At 64.9% G+C, this 16,232-nt stretch carries 13 protein-coding genes; 9 read left to right on the top strand and 4 right to left on the bottom strand.

Translation table 11 applies throughout. From position 1 onward, the window contains the following. Window positions 1–32: 32 nt before the first annotated feature. The gene (locus U1R88_RS10550) at window positions 33–1,436 is read left to right on the top strand and encodes an NCS2 family permease (protein WP_322431182.1); all 1,404 of its coding nucleotides are present in this window, start codon (window positions 33–35) and stop codon (window positions 1,434–1,436) included. A gap of 66 nt (window positions 1,437–1,502) precedes the next feature. After that, window positions 1,503–3,293, top strand: coding sequence for an adenine deaminase (gene ade, locus U1R88_RS10545; RefSeq protein WP_322431181.1), 1,791 nt, complete (start codon window positions 1,503–1,505; stop codon window positions 3,291–3,293). A 24-nt stretch (window positions 3,294–3,317) separates the two neighbouring features. Here ade and U1R88_RS10540 read toward each other — a convergent pair whose 3' ends face one another. From U1R88_RS10540 to U1R88_RS10525, 4 genes are all read right to left on the bottom strand, one after another. Beyond that, a complete protein-coding gene (locus U1R88_RS10540; RefSeq protein WP_322431180.1) occupies window positions 3,318–3,965 on the bottom strand; it encodes a glutathione S-transferase family protein in 648 nt (215 codons plus the stop codon). Window positions 3,966–3,975: 10 nt separating this feature from the next. Next, entirely contained in the window at window positions 3,976–5,742 is a 1,767-nt protein-coding gene (locus U1R88_RS10535) for a Rieske 2Fe-2S domain-containing protein (protein WP_322431179.1), read from the bottom strand. Window positions 5,743–5,868: 126 nt separating this feature from the next. Beyond that, a complete protein-coding gene (locus tag U1R88_RS10530; RefSeq protein ID WP_322431178.1) occupies window positions 5,869–6,774 on the bottom strand; it encodes an aromatic ring-hydroxylating dioxygenase subunit alpha in 906 nt (301 codons plus the stop codon). Between the two features lie 34 nt (window positions 6,775–6,808). Next, window positions 6,809–7,675 carry an aromatic ring-hydroxylating dioxygenase subunit alpha gene (locus U1R88_RS10525; RefSeq protein WP_322431177.1) on the bottom strand — a complete coding sequence of 289 codons (867 nt, stop codon included), beginning with the start codon at window positions 7,673–7,675 and terminating at the stop codon, window positions 6,809–6,811. A 195-nt stretch (window positions 7,676–7,870) separates the two neighbouring features. Here U1R88_RS10525 and U1R88_RS10520 point away from each other — a divergent pair, with 195 nt between their 5' ends. The 7 genes from U1R88_RS10520 (at window position 7,871) to U1R88_RS10490 (ending at window position 16,207) form a co-directional block, all read left to right on the top strand. Further along, entirely contained in the window at window positions 7,871–8,641 is a 771-nt protein-coding gene (locus U1R88_RS10520) for a GntR family transcriptional regulator (RefSeq protein ID WP_322431176.1), read from the top strand. 62 nt (window positions 8,642–8,703) lie between these two features. Beyond that, entirely contained in the window at window positions 8,704–9,798 is a 1,095-nt protein-coding gene (locus U1R88_RS10515; RefSeq protein ID WP_322431175.1) for a BMP family ABC transporter substrate-binding protein, read from the top strand. 301 nt (window positions 9,799–10,099) lie between these two features. Next, a complete protein-coding gene (locus tag U1R88_RS10510; protein ID WP_322431174.1) occupies window positions 10,100–11,632 on the top strand; it encodes an ABC transporter ATP-binding protein in 1,533 nt (510 codons plus the stop codon). Continuing rightward, on the top strand, window positions 11,622–12,689 hold the full coding sequence (locus tag U1R88_RS10505) for an ABC transporter permease (protein WP_322431173.1): 1,068 nt from the start codon (window positions 11,622–11,624) through the stop codon (window positions 12,687–12,689). Before U1R88_RS10510 ends, U1R88_RS10505 begins: the two co-directional genes overlap by 11 nt. Then, window positions 12,689–13,609, top strand: coding sequence for an ABC transporter permease (locus U1R88_RS10500; RefSeq protein ID WP_322431172.1), 921 nt, complete (start codon window positions 12,689–12,691; stop codon window positions 13,607–13,609). The genes U1R88_RS10505 and U1R88_RS10500 overlap by 1 nt, the downstream gene beginning before the upstream one ends. 95 nt (window positions 13,610–13,704) lie before the next feature. After that, the gene (locus U1R88_RS10495; RefSeq protein ID WP_322431171.1) at window positions 13,705–15,000 is read left to right on the top strand and encodes an amidohydrolase family protein; all 1,296 of its coding nucleotides are present in this window, start codon (window positions 13,705–13,707) and stop codon (window positions 14,998–15,000) included. Between the two features lie 172 nt (window positions 15,001–15,172). Further along, window positions 15,173–16,207, top strand: a complete 1,035-nt coding sequence (locus tag U1R88_RS10490) for a BMP family protein (protein WP_322431170.1) — start codon at window positions 15,173–15,175, stop codon at window positions 16,205–16,207. Window positions 16,208–16,232: the final 25 nt, after the last annotated feature.

Below are 16,232 nucleotides of genomic sequence, written 5' to 3'. Positions count from 1 at the left end.
CCATAACGACAATAATCCCGAGGGGAGGAAAAATGGGCTATCAAACCGATGTCGAGGCAAGGGGAACGGGCCAGGACCAATCCTGGCTCGCCGCCGCACTCGACCGCTACTTCCGGATATCGCACTTCGGATCGACGGTCCGCACCGAGATCCTAGCCGGGCTGACGACCTTCCTGGCGGCATCCTACGTCATCGTCGTCAATCCCGCGATCCTGCTGCCGGCCGGCATCCCGTTCTCGGCCGGCGTCACCGCCACCGTGCTGGTCAGCTTCATTGGCAGCTGCGCCATGGGGCTCTATGCCCGCAGCCCGATCCTGGTGGCGCCCGGCATGGGCATCAACGCCCTGTTCACCTATACGATGGTGCTCGGCGCCAAGGTGCCGCTGGAGATCGCGCTCGGCTGCGTCCTGTGGGCGGGCGTACTCTTCACCATCACGGCACTCCTCGACCTGCGCACGGCTGTGATCGAGGCGATACCGGCCGACCTTCGCTATGGCATTGCCTGCGGCATCGGCCTGTTCATCGCGCTGATCGGCCTGGTCAACGCCAAGTTCATCGTCTCCAATGCCGATACCATCGTCGGGCTCACGCATTTCTCGCCCGTGACGCTCACCTTCATCGCCGGCTTCATCGTCACGGTCGCGCTGGTGGTGCGTCGGCTGCCCGGCGCCATGATGCTCGGCATGATCACCACCACCCTTCTCGCCATCCCGATCGGGCGCTGGTGGGGGGATGGCGCTGCCTTCAATGCCGGCACGCCCGACCTGCACACGCTGGTCAACTGGAGCGGGCTGACCGCCGCCCCCGATTTCAGCTTCGTCGGCAAGATCGATCTCTTCGGCGCCCTGCAATTTGCCTATGCGCCCTTCATCTTCGTGTTCCTGTTCACGAATTTCGTCGAGGCGCTGTCGACCTTCCTGGGCCTGGCCGAAGCTGCCGACCTCAAGGACGAGAACGGCATGCCGCGCAACGTCAAGCAGTCGATGCATGTCGACGCCGTCGCCGCCCTGATCTCGGCGCCGCTCGGCACCAGCCCGGCCACGGTCTATCTGGAATCGGGCGCCGGCATCGCCCAGGGCGGCCGCACCGGCCTGGTCGCGCTGGTCTCGGGCCTGCTCTTCCTGCCCTTCCTGTTCCTGTCGCCGCTGCTTTCCCTGGTCCCGGCCATCGCCACGGCGCCGGTGCTGATCCTCACCGGCCTGTTCATGTCCGAACCGATGGGCCGCATCCGATGGTCGAGCATGGAGGATGCCATCCCGGCCTTCCTGGCCATCGTGCTGATCCCCCTCACCTTCTCGATCACGCTCGGCCTGTCGCTCGCGGTCATCGCCTATGTGCTGCTCAAGCTCCTGGCAGGCAGGCCGGGCGAAGTGAGGCCGGTGATGTGGTTCGTGGCGGTGCTCGCGGCCATGCTGGTCCTGCAGGTGCAGGCCTGACGATCCGCACGGGCGGGTGCCTCGACGCCCGCCCGTCACTTCTCCGAATTGAAAGGACAGCGGGACATGCTGAAGCCCTGGTCTGAAATCGCGCCCCGGCTGGTCGACGTCGCCATGGGTCGCACGCCGGCCGATCTGGTCATCCGCAACGGGCGCTGGGTGAACGTCTATTCCGGCGAGATCGTGCCGGGAACCGACATCGCCGTTTCGGCCGGGCGCTTTGCCTATGTCGGTCCGGATGCCGGCCACACCATCGGCCCCGAAACCAGGATCGTCGACGCCACCGGCCGCTATCTCGTGCCGGGCCTGTGCGACGGCCACATGCATGTCGAAAGCGGCCTGGTCACGGTGACCGAGTTCGCGCGCGCCGTCATCCCGCATGGCACCACGACCATGTTCATCGATCCGCACGAGATCGCCAATGTGCTCGGCCTGCCGGGCGTCAAGCTGATGAACGACGAGGCCCAGAGCCTGCCGATCAACATCCTGGTGCAGGTGCCGAGCTGCGTGCCGAGCGCGCCCGGCCTGGAACGCGCCGGCGCCGAGCTCAGCGCGGAGGACGTCAAACAGGCCCTGTCCTGGCCCAATATCATCGGCCTCGGCGAGATGATGAACTTCCCCGGCGTCGCCTCGAACGATGCCAAGATGCTGGCGGAGATCGCCGCCACCCAGGCGGCCCGCCTCACCGTCGGCGGCCACTACGCCTCCCCCGATCTCGGACGCGCCTTCCATGCCTATGCGGCGGGCGGCCCGGCGGATGATCACGAGGGTACCACGCTGGACGACGCCATCGCCCGCGTGCGCCAGGGCATGCGCGCCATGCTGCGCCTCGGCTCGGCCTGGTATGATGTCGCGGCGCAGGTAAAGGCCATCACCGAACGCGGCCTCGATCCGCGCAACTTCATCCTGTGCACCGATGACAGCCATTCCGGCACGCTGGTCAATGACGGCCACATGAACCGGGTGGTGCGCCATGCCATCGCGCAGGGCCTGAAGCCCGTCACCGCCATCCAGATGGCGACGCTCAACACCGCGCAGCATTTCGGCCTGGAACGGGAGCTCGGCTCGATCGCGCCGGGCCGCCGCGCCGACCTGATCATCAGTTCGGACCTCGCGGCGCTCCCGGTCGAGATGGTGTTCGCCCGCGGAGAACTGTTGGCCGAGCATGGCGCTCTGACGGCGGACATCCCGCGCTACGCATATCCGGACAGCGCCTGCAACACGGTGCGGCTCGGCAAGCGCCTGAAGGCCCGGGATTTCGACATCGCCGCACCCGGCGCCTCCGAGGTCACGGCCCGGGTGATCGGCGTGGTCGAGAACCAGGCCCCCACCAAGGCGCTGGAAAGGAAGCTGCCAGTCGAGGACGGCATCGTCGGCATGAACAGGGCCAACGATGTCTGCCAGATCGCCCTGGTCGAACGCCACCGCGCCACCGGCGAAGTGGTCAACGCCTTCGTGTCCGGCTTCGGCTATAGCAAGGACTGCGCCATGGCCTCCACCGTGGCGCATGACAGCCACCACATGATCGTGGTGGGCACCAACAAAAGCGACATGGCGCTGGCCGCCAACCGGCTGGGCGAGGTCGGCGGCGGCATCGTGATGATCAGCGAGGGCCGCGAACTCGCTTTGATCGAACTGCCCGTGGCCGGACTGATGTCTGACGAGCGGGCCGAGATCGTGGCCGGGAAGGCGAGCCGGTTGGTCGAGGCGATGCGTGACTGCGGCTGCACGCTCAACAACGCCTATATGCAGCACTCCCTGCTGGCGCTGGTGGTCATCCCGGAGCTGCGCATCTCCGACAAGGGCCTGATCGACGTCACCCGCTTCGCCGAGACCTCGGTGCTGGTGGCGGGCTGACGCAAATCGAAAGCGGCGTGCCGGTCACGCCGCTTTCGCCGGGCCGGCGGGGAAGACGCCGGACATCACCGAAAAGCCCTTGATACGCTTGACCCTGTCGGACCAGCGGCGGATCGCCGGATAGTCCTGGCGGGGAATGCCCCCCTCCTCCGACAACATCACATAGGGAAAGCAGGCGATGTCGGCGATGGTCGGCTGGGGCGCGCTGCAGAGCCAGTCGCGCTTTTCCTGCTCGCCGAACCACAGATGCTCGTCGAGGATACGGAACAGGCGATGGGCGCCCGATCGTGCCGCCTCGACGTCGAGCTCGTAGAACAGGCCGTCATGCAGCCGCGCCGCCGAGGCCGTGGCCGTGATGCCGTCGGCGAAGGCAAGCCATTGGCTGATCTCGCCGAGCAAAGCCGGGTTGCCCTGTGGATACCAGCTGCCCCCTGCGTCATATTTGGCAGCGAGATAGACGAGGATGGCCTGGGCGTCGCGCAGCACCAGCCCGTCATCGTCGATCACCGGCAATTGGCCGAGCGGATTGATCCTGAGGAACCAGTCCGACTTGTGCTCGCGGCCGGGATAGAAATCGACCGGCACGGTTTCATAGGGGATGCCGAGGATCCCCATCAACAGGCGAAGCTTGTAGCAATTGCCCGAGAGTTCGTAGTCGTAGAGCTTGATCACGGCTTCAATCCTACAGGTCGAGAATGAGGCGGGCCGACTTGGCGCGCGACACGCAGGTCATGATCTTGGTGCCCGATTTCTTCTCGGCCTCGGTGAGATAGACATCCTGGTGATCGGGCTCGCCCTCGATGACCGAGCACAGGCAGGTGCCGCAGGCGCCCTGCTCGCAGGAAGACGGCATGTCGATGCCGGCCTCGCGCATGACTTCGAGGATGGTGCGGCCGGCCGACACTGTCAGCGTCACGTTCGAACGCGCCAGGGCGATCTCGAAGCTGGAGCTGTCGTCGATCGCCTTGGTATTCTTGAAATACTCGAAATGCACCGCCTCTTCCGGCCAGCCGCATTCGGACGCGATGGTGCGCGCCGCTTCCAGCATGGGGCCCGGGCCGCAGAGATAGAGATGCGTGTCACCGTCATAGGAGCCAAGAATTTCGCGAAGCTTGCCCGCCGTCGCTTCCGGGCCGAGCCCGAGATGCGGCACCAGCGTCGCTTTCAGAAGATCCAGGCGATCGCGAAAGGCAAGCTGTGCCTCGTTCTGCGCGAAATAATGGAACTCATGCGCCAGCCCCTGGTGATGCAGGGCCTGGGCCATGGCCAGCATCGGGGTCACGCCGATGCCGCCGGCGATGAAGAGGGTCTTCGAGGCATCCCGGCGCAGTGGGAAATTGTTGCGCGGATCGGAGATCGCCAGCACGTCTCCTTCGCGCACTGTCTCGTGCAGGCAGGACGAGCCCCCCTTGGATTCGCGCTCCAGCTTGACGCCGATGACATAGCGGTCGGCCTCGCCGGGGCCATTGGTGATGGAATATTGGCGGATCAGTCCATTGGGCAGGTGCACGTCGATGTGGGCGCCGGGCTGGAAGGTCGGCAGCAGGCCCTTAACCGGGCGCAATTCGAAACCGGCAATGCCGTCAGCCGCCTGCCATTTGCGCGCCACCTCGACGCGGATGGTGGCCTTGCGGCCATGGGCGGTGAGTTCGGGAATCTCGGCAAGCTCGGGCGAGACGCGCTCGATTACCGCTTCCAGCGGCGCCGGCGCCGGCCGGGCAGCCGCCTCGCGCTCCAGCCTGTCGCGCAGTTTGGAGAGAAGTTCATTGTGATGGCGCAGCACCGCCAGCCGGGCGGCGCCTTCCGGAATGACGTCGAGCACGCCGCGGATGACGGAGCGGTTGGAATCGACCGGCTGCACGAAGAAAACCGCCAGGGTCGAGTGCTCGCCCTCCTTCGAGCGCAGCGCGATGTTCAAGTCGTTGGCAGCCTCGAGCACCGCCTCGGCAGACGAGCCGGCCAAGGCGCCGCTTGGCTGGAAGCGATAGGCCTTGAGCCCCTCCACCACCAATTCGGGCGGCGCATTCACCGGGATACCGCGCAGGGCCAGGAGGTTGCCTTCCGAAAGACCTGTTATCTCCGGCATCTCGCCGAGCGGCTCCTCGGCCGACCAGATCAGGCCGTAGCGCTCCATCGAGGCGAAGGTCCGGTTGGTGATGGTGCGCGCCGGGGCATCCGCCGGATGGGCCGGGATATAGGTGCAGCCCGCGGTGCGGTTGGAATAGCGCCAGCCATGATACTGACATTTGAGCTCGCGCCCGTCATTGATGCCGATCGACAGGCGCACGCCGCGATGCAGGCAGCGATTCTCCCAGATGTTGACGTAGCCGTCATCCGCGCGCCAGACGGCGAATTCGCGGCCGAGCAACTGGCCATGGAAGACATGGCGGAATGGCAGGTCATGAGACGCGGCAATGGGATGCCAGCGGGTCTTGGCGGTCTCGAGCATGGTGGTCTCCGGAATTCGGCAAAGCGTTTTGCGATGAGACGTCGTCACGTCGAACCGCAAAGACGCGTCGAAGCAAAAAGCGAGAGCAAACAAACGTTCACGCCTGAACGCGCTTTGCTCTTGTCGTCAGGTCGCGGCGGGGATGACGCCATAGGTCACGCCCTTCTGGCTGAGCCAGCGACGATAGGCGATCGCCGACTTGTCGGCGCGTATCGGCGTCTCGGCCCTGGGATCGAGCGGCAGGCGCTTGGGGAACTGGTTTTCCAGGATCGGCTTGTCCTGCCCGAAGATGGTCTGCTGGAAACGCTTGATCACCTTGTCCTCGTTCTCCTCGTCGAGGACACACAGCATCATGTGGGCGCGGACATGCTCCTGGTCGATCGGCTGCAGGAAGACAGCGATGACGTCGCGCCGGCTCTCGTCGGCCGGGCTCGATTTGTAGAGCACCGAGCAGAAGGGATGGGGCACGCGGTAGACATAGTCGACATCGGCCCCGCCGGTCGAGACGGTGGAAGCCATCGGCTGGAAGAAGCGGCAGCGCGTCGCCAGGATCTCGTCGCGCTCGACCGAGATCTCCACATCATATTCCTTCACCTCGGTGTGCGGCTCGGCGCCGAGGATATCGGTGTGGACATAGGGAAAATGGCCCATGTCGAGGAAGTTCTCGATGGCACGCGGTGCCGAGACATTCACGCCGATGCTGGCGGCATTCAGGCGGCGGCGATCGGGTTCGGCGAATTCCGGAATGGGGAAGAGTTCCGCGGGCGGCGTACCGAGCGACGTCCAGACATAGCCATAGGCAAGCTTGACCGGAAGGGTATCCTCCAGGCCCGCGATATCGACGCTGTCGCCGTGACGAAGGCCGGGCCGGGCCCGCCAGACCGCGGCATCGCCGTGCTCGTCGACGGCATAGCCGAGCCTCTCCTCCAGCAGCACGGTTTCCGCGACCCTGCCGGCGGGAATTTCGGCCACAGCCGCAAGCGGATGCCACAGATTGAGGGTCACCGGATCCTTGCATCGTGTCTGCGTCATCGTTCTTCCTCTTGAATCACAGGGGCGCTAGGCATCAAAGCCGCGCCGGAATGGCGCCATAGGAGACCGCATGGTCCCTGAGCCAGCGTCGGTAATGGACGGCGACGGCATCGGCCCGGATCGGCGTTTCGGCGCGCGGATCGAGCGGCAGGCGCTTGGGCAGCTGGTTCTCCAGGATCGGCTTGTCCTGGGCGAAGATCAACTGCATGAAGCCGCGAATGGCAGCCTCGCCGGTGCCGTCCCGCACATAGCAAAGCAGGGGATGGGCGACGCAATTCTCCTCGTCGACCGGCTGGACAAACAGCACGATCACGTCGGAGCGTTCCTTGTACACGGAATTGCTCTTGTAGAGCGCCACCGTATAGGGGCGGATCACCTTGTAGACATAGTCGACCAGAAAGCCGCCCTGCGAGGAGGGCGAGGCAAAGGGCTGGAAGAACTTGCATTCGGTCGCCAGAATCTCGTCGGCCTCGGTCACCCGCACATTATAGGGCGCTACTTCGGTATGAGGTTCCTCTCCCAGGGTGCCCGAATGCACGAAGGGAAGATGGCCCAGATCAAGGAAGTTCTCGACGGCCCGCAACCCGGAGGCACGGACGGCGATCGAGCCACCGGTCACCAGATAGCGATCCTCCTCTCCGGCTTCCGGCACGAGGGGGATGTCGCGCTCCGGCACGCCCAGGCAGGCCCACAGAAAACCGTAGCGGCTGGTCGAGACAACAGCGCGCCCATCGCCCTGACGGACAACGTGCCAATCGGTACTGTCGTCCCTGCGAATATCCAGCGGCATACCGAGCAGGCGGGTTTGGAAGGGCTTGCCCGGTATCAGGTTCGCCAGGTCGGCAATCACATGCCAGTCGTTCAGAAGAACTTGGTCGCTACAAAGGGTTGCTTGGCTCATCGCACCCTCCCCTCGGCTAGCTCTTCCCCATGAACCTAGCTCCGTTACGGGCATTGGAACCACAGGATTGGATATCAATCAATTAAAAATTGCACGACAAAGAATGATTCTTGATTGACAGGGCGAGAGGATTGAATACCGATATGGTGCAGGCAGTTCGGACATGCCGTACTGTCGGCGCGGGAGGTATTGGGCATGAGCAGCCGCTCGCAGGCGATAGCCGACATCCTGACCCGGGCCATCATCGAGCACCGGCTGGTGCCGGGCTGCAAGCTCGGCGAACGGGAGCTCGCCGAGATCTTCGACGTCAGCCGCATCGTGGTGCGCCAGGCCCTGATCCGGCTCGCCGATGACGGCCTCGCCCAGATCGAGCGCAATCGCGGCGCCTTCGTCGCCCGCCCCGGCATGCAGGAGGCGCTGGAGATCTACGACGCGCTGACCTTGGTCGAACAGGGCGTGGCGGCGCAGCTGAGCGACAGGCTCGGTCCGGCCGGCTGGGCCGAATTGCGCCAGCATGTCGAACGCCAGCGCCAGGCCATCGCCGCCGGCAACGATGCCCTGGCCGATGTGCTCGGCCAGGAATTCCACACGATCTTCGTCCGCCTGAGCCGCAACAAGGTGATGCAGGACATCCATGCCCAGCTCGTCCGCCGGACCACGCTGCTGCGCTCGCTGGTCACCGCCGATTTCGACTATTGCAACCTTATCGACGACCATTCGCGGGTCATCGACCTGCTCGAGAAGGGGCGCCTCAAACAGGCGATGGAGCTGATCGACACCCATCATCGCAGCGTGGTGCGCGGCTATATCATGGATAGGCAGGTCTTCCCGGAGCTGTCGCCCCGCGAAGCCCTTGAGCCTTATCTGGAGCCGGAAGCCGGCGAAACTTTGCGAACCCGCCGAGAGACCGCCCAGAAAAGCAATGGTGAGGCGGCGAAGCATCGCCATAGCCACACTTCGAAATAGACACTTCCATACAGACTCGGCGACAAGCCGGGCATTCACCGAGCCAACAGAGGACTGCCATCATGATCGACCTGACGAGGCGCAAATTCCTGCAATATTCCGGCATGGCCGGCGCTGCCCTGGGAGCCGGGAGCTTCGCGAGCCGCGCCTATGCGGATGAGCCACTCAAGATCGGCGTCGTCTACGTTTCGCCCATTGCCGATATCGGCTGGACCAAGCAGCACAGCCTCGGCGTCGAAGCGATCAAGAAGGAATTCGGCGACAAGGTCGCGATCACCGTCATCGACAACATCTTCATGCCGCAGGATGCCGAACGCGTCTTCCGCGAACTTGCTTCGTCCGGCAACAAGCTGATCTTCGGCACCAGCTTCTCGCATGGCACGCCGCTGCAGAAGGTGGCGCCGCGCTTCCCCAAGATCGCCTTCGAGCATTGCTCGGGCATCGTGCACCTGGCCAATCTCGGCACCTTCGAAGCCAAATACTACGAGGGCACCTTCGTCGCCGGCGCGGCCGGGGCCCATATGAGCAAATCCGGCAAGATCGGCTTCATCGGCGGCTTCCCGATCCCCGACATCGTCGGCCCCGCCAATGCGCTGCTGCTCGGCGCCCAGAGCGTGAAGCCCGAGATCACCTGCAACGCGATCTTTCTCAATTCCTGGTTCGACCCCGGCAAGGAGAAGGAGGCCGCCAAGACCCTGCTGTCGCAAGGCTGCGACGTGATCTGCTCGATGACCGATACCGCGACCGGCGTGCAGGTCGCCGGCGAAGGCGGCGCCTGGTCGATCGGCTATGCCAGCGACATGTCGAAGTTCGGTGCCGGCAAGCAGCTCACCGCCTTCACGATGGACTGGTCGAGCGACTATGTGCGCGCGGCAAAAGGCGTGGCCGATGGCAATTGGAAGCCAGAGGCACGCTGGGATGGCCTCGCCGGCGGCGTGGTCAAGATGGCGCCTTACAACGAAGCCATCCCCTCCGACGTGGTCGCCAAGCTCAAGCAGCTGGAGGCCGACATCGGCTCGGGCAAGGTCCACCCCTATGCGGGCGAACTCAAGGACCAGGCAGGCACCGTCAAGGTCGCGGCCGGCGCGGTGGCGACGGATGCGGACATTCGCGGCATGAATTGGTTCGTCAAGGGCATGATCGGCAAGCTCGGATAAGGGGTGGACCAGGCTCTGACCAAACGGAGAAAGGCGCGCCAAGCCTCCCCCACGAAGCTGGGGGAGGTGGCCCGACGAAGTCGGGTCGGAGGGGGTGCGACGAGCCGGGTCGCAATCTATCAAAAGCTTGCGCAACCGTAGCGCCGTCTTGTGATGCACTCTGCGCTGCCCGCCACACCCCATCCGCGCAAACTCCGTTTGGACACCTTCCCCAGCTTCGTGGGGAAGGCTTGTCGCGCCTCACTGGGTAGCGTGCGCGCTCCAGGCTCACCTTCCCCCACCCCGTATTCAAGGACCGGCCATGACCCCGCGCCTCGAACTGCGCAACATCACCAAGAGCTATCCCGGCGTCGTTGCCAATGATGGCATCTCGCTCTCGATCATGCCCGGGGAAATCCATGCGGTGCTGGGGGAGAACGGCGCCGGCAAATCGACGCTGATGAAGATCATTTACGGCGCGGCCCAGGCCGATTCCGGCGAAATCCTTTGTGATGGCGGGCTGATCGAGGCACATGACCCGGCCAGTTCGCGCGCCCTCGGCATCGAGATGGTCTACCAGCATTTCGCCCTGTTCGAGTCCGTCACCGTCGTCGAGAACATCGCCCTCAGCGCTCCCGGCCCTTTCCGGCTGGAGGAACTGGCCGGGCAGATCACCGCGTTGTCGGAGCGCTACGGCATGCCGATCGACCCCTGGCGCCGCGTGCATGATCTCTCCGTCGGCGAACGCCAGCGTGTCGAAATCGTGCGCTGCCTGCTGCGCACGCCCAAGCTGCTGATCCTGGACGAGCCGACCTCGGTGCTCACGCCGCAGGCGGTGGTGAAACTGTTCGAGACGCTGCGCCAACTCGCGGCGGAGGGCTGCAGCATCCTCTATATCAGCCACAAGCTCGACGAAGTGCAGGCGCTTTGCGACTCCGCCACCGTACTGCGCAATGGCCGGGTGACCGGCACCGCCAAACCCAAGCAGAGCACATCGGTGGAACTGGCCCGTCTGATGGTCGGATCGACCCTGCCGGAAATGAAGGTCACGCCCTCGACACGCAGCGCCGGGCCGGTCCTCCAGGTACGCGGCCTGTCGGTGCCATCCGACAAGGGGAGCGTCGCCCTGCACGATGTCGGCTTCGAGGTGCATGGCGGCGAGATCGTTGGCCTCGCCGGCGTCTCGGGCAATGGCCAGGCCGAGCTGATCGCCGCCCTCAGCGGCGAGCGGGCTGTTGCCGATCATGAAGCCATCCGTTTCGGCGGACAGGCCGTCGGTCGGTTCGATGCCGCCGCCAGGCGCCGGCGCGGTTTCGCCTTCGTGCCGGAGGAGAGACTCGGCCGTGGCGCCGTGCCGCCGCATGCGCTGTGGGAGAACGCCGTGCTCACAGCCCATGGCAAGGACCTGGTGCGCCATGGCCTGGTCGACCGCAAGCGGGCGATGGGCTTTGCCGGCAGCGTCATCGAGACATTCAAGGTGAAGGCGAACGGCCCGCGCGCCAGCGCGCGCAGCCTTTCCGGCGGCAATCTGCAGAAATTCATCGTGGGACGGGAAATCGCGCTGGCGCCGAACCTGTTCCTGGTCTCCCAGCCGACCTGGGGGGTCGATGTCGGCGCGGCCGCCTTCATCCACCAGACGCTGATTGATCTCAGCCGTGCGGGCGCGGCCGTGCTGGTGATTTCCGAGGAACTCGACGAGCTCTTCGAGATCTGCGACCGGCTGCTGGTGATCTGCCAGGGGCGCGTCTCGCCTCCCCTCGTCCGGAGCCAAACCAATCGCGAGGAGGTCGGCCTGCTCATGACCAGGATCGGTGGCCAGGGCCAGAATGGTGGGAGCAGTTCCGTTGCGCTTTAAGATCGAACAAAGACCCGAACCATCCGCCGCCATGCGCCTCGCCGCGCCCCTGGTCGCGGCCCTGCTCACTTTGCTGGTCGGCTCCATTCTGTTCGCAGCGCTGGGCCAGGATCCGCTCCAGACCCTGCAGGCCTTCTTCATCGCGCCGCTGAACTCGATGAACGGCGTCTCGGAATGGCTGCTGAAAGCCTCACCCTTGATCCTGATCGCCTGCGGGCTCGCCGTCGGCTTCCGCGCCAATGTCTGGAACATCGGCGCGGAGGGCCAATTGATCATCGGGGCGATCGCCGCCTGCGGCGTCGGCCTGTTCTATCCCGATCCGGAAAGCCGGCTGCTGCTGCCGCTGATGATCCTGGCGGGCGCGCTGGCGGGCATGGCCTGGGCCGCGATTCCCGCCTTCCTCCGGGCGCGGATGAACACCAACGAGATCCTGGTCACGTTGATGCTCACCTATATCGCCGGCCTGCTGCTGTCCTGGCTGGTGCATGGCCCCTGGCGCGATCCCGCCGGCTTCAACTATCCGCAGACGGCGCTGCTGCCCCCGGCCGCGATGTTTCCCGTCTTCGACGATGCCTATCGCCTCAACACCTCCGTAATCCTTACAGTGATCGGCGTGGTGGCGATGTGGCTGTTCACCGACCGCAGCTTCCTCGGCTACAAGATGTCGGTCAGTGGCGCGGCCCCGCTCGCCGCCCACTATGCCGGCTTCCGCGAATCCGCGGCGGTGTGGACGGGCCTGCTCGCCGGCGGCGCGGCCGCAGGCATTTCCGGCATGGCCGAGCTTTCCGGGCCGCTCGGGCAATTATCCCCGCAAATCTCGCCCGGCTATGGCTTTGCAGCGATCATCGTCGCCTTCATCGGCCGGCTCAACGCCTTCGGCATCGTGCTTGGCGGGTTGTTGATGTCGCTGCTCTTCCTCGGCGGCGAAAGCGTGCAACTCACCATCGGCCTGTCCTCCTCGCTCACCCGCATCTTCCAGGGCATCCTGCTGTTCTTCCTGCTCGCTGCGGATTTCTTCATCTTCTATCGGTTCAGCCCCGTGCGGGAGCATGCCTGATGGACCTCACCATCGCGATCTTCACCGGCACCATCATCGCCGCCACGCCGCTGATCTATGCCGCCCTCGGCGAATTGGTGGTGGAGAAATCCGGCGTCCTCAATCTGGGCATCGAGGGCATGATGCTGATGGGCGCCGCCTTCGCCTTCTGGGCGGTGATGGCTGGTATGCCCATGCCCGTCGCCATCCTGATCGGCGCGCTGGCCGGCGCCGCGGCCTCGCTGCTGTTCGGCGTGCTCGCCATCACCTTCCTCACCAACCAATATGCCGCCGGCCTAGCGCTTGCCATTTTCGGCTCGGGCGTCTCCGCCTTTGTCGGCCGTAATTTCGGCAGCGCCCCGATCGAGGCCCTGAAGCCGCTCGACATCCCCGTGCTTTCCCAGCTTCCGGTGATCGGGCCGATGTTCTTCCGCTTCGACGCGATGGTCTATTTCGCGCTTGTGCTGTTCGCGGCGATCAGCTGGTTCCTCTATCGCACCAAGGCCGGCCTGGTCCTGCGCACCATGGGCGAGTCGCCGGAGACCTCGCATGCGATCGGCTATCCCGTCGTGCGTATCCGCTACATGGCCGTGCTGTTCGGCGGCTTGATGGCGGGCCTTGCCGGTGCCTATCTCTCGGTCGCCTACACGCCGCTCTGGGTCGAGAACATGACATCAGGCAAGGGCTGGATCTCGCTGGCTTTGGTGGTGTTCGCCACCTGGCGGCCACTACGCGTCCTGCTCGGCGCCTGGCTGTTCGGCGGCATGACCATCCTGCAATTGCAGGGCCAGGCACTCGGCCTTGCCGTGCCCTCAGAGTTGCTTTCGGCCCTGCCCTATCTCGCCACCATCGTGGTGCTGGTGTTGATCTCGCGCAACCGCCAGATGCTCGCCCTGCACTTCCCGGCCTCGCTGGCCAAGCCGTTCAGGCCGGCGGGGTGAGGGCAAGACCGATTGACTCATTGGCCGAATCCGTCAAACCGCCCATGATGACAATTGCCCTTCCTTCCTGAACGACTTTTAACGGAACCGCCCCGATGTCGCTCGACCTCATCGTCACCAACGCCACCCTGCCCGATGGACGCACCAGCCAGGACATCGCGGTTTCGGGCGGACGTATCACCGCCATCGAGCCGGGCATCGCGGCCGAGGCAGCCCAGCGCATCGATGCCGGCGGACATCTGGTGGCGCCGCCCTTCGTCGACTGCCACTTCCATATGGACGCCACATTGTCGCTGGGCCTTCCCAGGCTCAACCAGTCGGGTACGCTTCTGGAAGGGATTGCGCTGTGGGGCGAGCTCAAGCCGATGCTGACCCATGAGGCGGTGATCGAACGGGCGCTACGCTATTGCGACCTTGCCGTCAGCCAGGGTCTGCTGGCCGTGCGCAGCCATGTCGACATCTGCGACGACCGCCTGCTCGCGGTCGAGGCACTGCTCGAGGTCAAGGCCCGGGTGAAACCCTATCTCGACCTGCAGCTCGTCGCCTTCCCGCAGGACGGCTATTACCGTTCGCCCACCGCCGCCAGAAATCTCGAGCGGGCGCTCGACATGGGTGTCGACGTGGTCGGCGGCATCCCCCATTTCGAGCGCACGATGGAGGACGGCACCGCCTCGGTGAAGGCCCTGTGCGCCATCGCGGCCAAGCGCGGCCTGATGATCGACCTGCATTGCGACGAGAGCGACGACCCGCATTCGCGCCATATCGAGACGCTGGCGGCGGAAGCCCATCGCCTCGGGCTGGGCCGGCGGGCCGCCGGCTCGCATCTCACCTCCATGCACTCGATGGATTCCTACTACGTCTCCAAGCTGCTGCCGCTGATCCTGGAGGCAGGCATCTTCGCGATCGCCAATCCGCTGATCAACATCACCTTGCAGGGGCGCCACGACAGCTATCCCAAGCGCCGCGGCCTGATGCGCATTCCCGAGATGCGCGCTCTCGGCATCCCCGTGGCGCTCGGCCAGGATTGCGTGATGGATCCCTGGTACGGGCTCGGCGGCGCCGACATGCTGGATGTCGCGCATATGGCGGTGCATGCCGTGCCGATGACCAGCCGCGAGGCGATACGCTGGGCCTTCGAGGCGGTGACCTCGGTGCCTGCCGCCGTGATGGGGCTGGAAGACTATGGCCTCGCCAAGGGCTGCCACGCCGATTTCGTCATCCTGCAGGCAGCCGATACGATCGAAGCGGTGCGCATGCGTCCCACCCGCCTGTCCGTCATTCGCCGCGGCAAAGTGATTGCGCAGACACCGGCCCGGCGCAGCAGGCTCGACCTGCCCGGTCGACCGGCCAGCCTCGATCCGGCGAGCTATGCGCCCAAGGCGGCGGGGTAAGAGTGGTGTGCCGGTCTTCAGACCGGTGCCCAACCTGATTTGACCATCTGGACAGGCGTCGCGCTAGAGGGCACATTGCTTCGGCAAGAGCCGTCAAGTGCTTGGCAAACCAGACGTTCCATCCCGTATTTCGAACCGTTTTAAACTTCATCCGACAAGAGAGGGGAATGACATGTCGCGTAAAGATCGCAGCCTGCTTCAAGGGGAAACAGGCCTGTCGCGCCGCCATTTCATCGGGCTGGGCGCTGCCGGCCTGGTCGCGGCCGGGCTACCACTGCCAGCTTTCGCCGCCTCCGACAAGAAGCTCAAGGTTGCCGCGATCTTCGCCACCCCGATCGAGGAACCCTGGGACAAGCAGATCCATGTCGCCCTCACCAAGGCGGCGAAGGAACTCGACATCGACTATAAGTTCTCAGAGAAGGTCCAGGCCGCCGATTTCGGCCGCGTCATGCGCGAATATGCCCAGGGCGGCTACGAGCTGGTGATGGGTGATGCCTTCGCCGCCGAGCGCGAATCCCGCCGCACCGCCAAGCAGTTCCCCAAGACCGCCTTCCTGTTCGGCTCCGGTGCCGGCCCAGCCGAGCCCAATTTCGGCGTGTTCGACAACTGGATCCATGAGCCGGCCTATCTGTCGGGCCTGATCGCCGGCAAGATGACCAAGTCCAACACCGTCGGCGCCGTGGCCGCCATGGGCATTCCCGAGGTGAACCGCCTGGTGAACGCCTTCTTCGCCGGCGCCAAGGAAGCCAATCCGCAGGTGAAGAAGAAGGTCACCTTCATCGGCTCCTTCTTCGACCCGCCCAAGGCCAAGGAAGCTGCGATCGCCCAGATCGACGGCGGCGTCGACGTCATTTATGCCGAGCGCTTCGGCGTGATCGACGCGGCCAAGGAAAAGAAGATCTACGCGATCTCCAACATGTCCGACCAGTCGGACCAGGGGCCGGACACCGTGATCACCGGCCCGGTCTGGGACATGTATCCGACCGTGCAGCAGGCCATCAAGATGGTACGGGCCGGGGTGTTCACCGCGCAGGATTATGGCGACTTCTCGCGCATGGCCAAGGGCGGCTCTTCCCTCGCGCCCTATCACAAGTTCGACAAGCTGCTGCCGGCCGAGGTGAAAGACCTGGTCGAGAAGAAGAAGGCCGAGATCCTCGCCGGCACCTTCCGCGTCGACGTCGACGAGAACACGCCGGTCTCGGACTGAGACCTATCCACAAGAGGCGCCGCGG

The sequence above is a fragment of the Labrys sedimenti genome, from assembly GCF_034424805.1.
In the GTDB taxonomy this organism is placed as follows: Bacteria; Pseudomonadota; Alphaproteobacteria; order Rhizobiales; family Labraceae; genus Labrys; species Labrys sedimenti.
The sequence above is the reverse complement of the archived record's forward strand: the minus strand, read 5'-3'. Positions and strand labels throughout refer to the sequence as shown.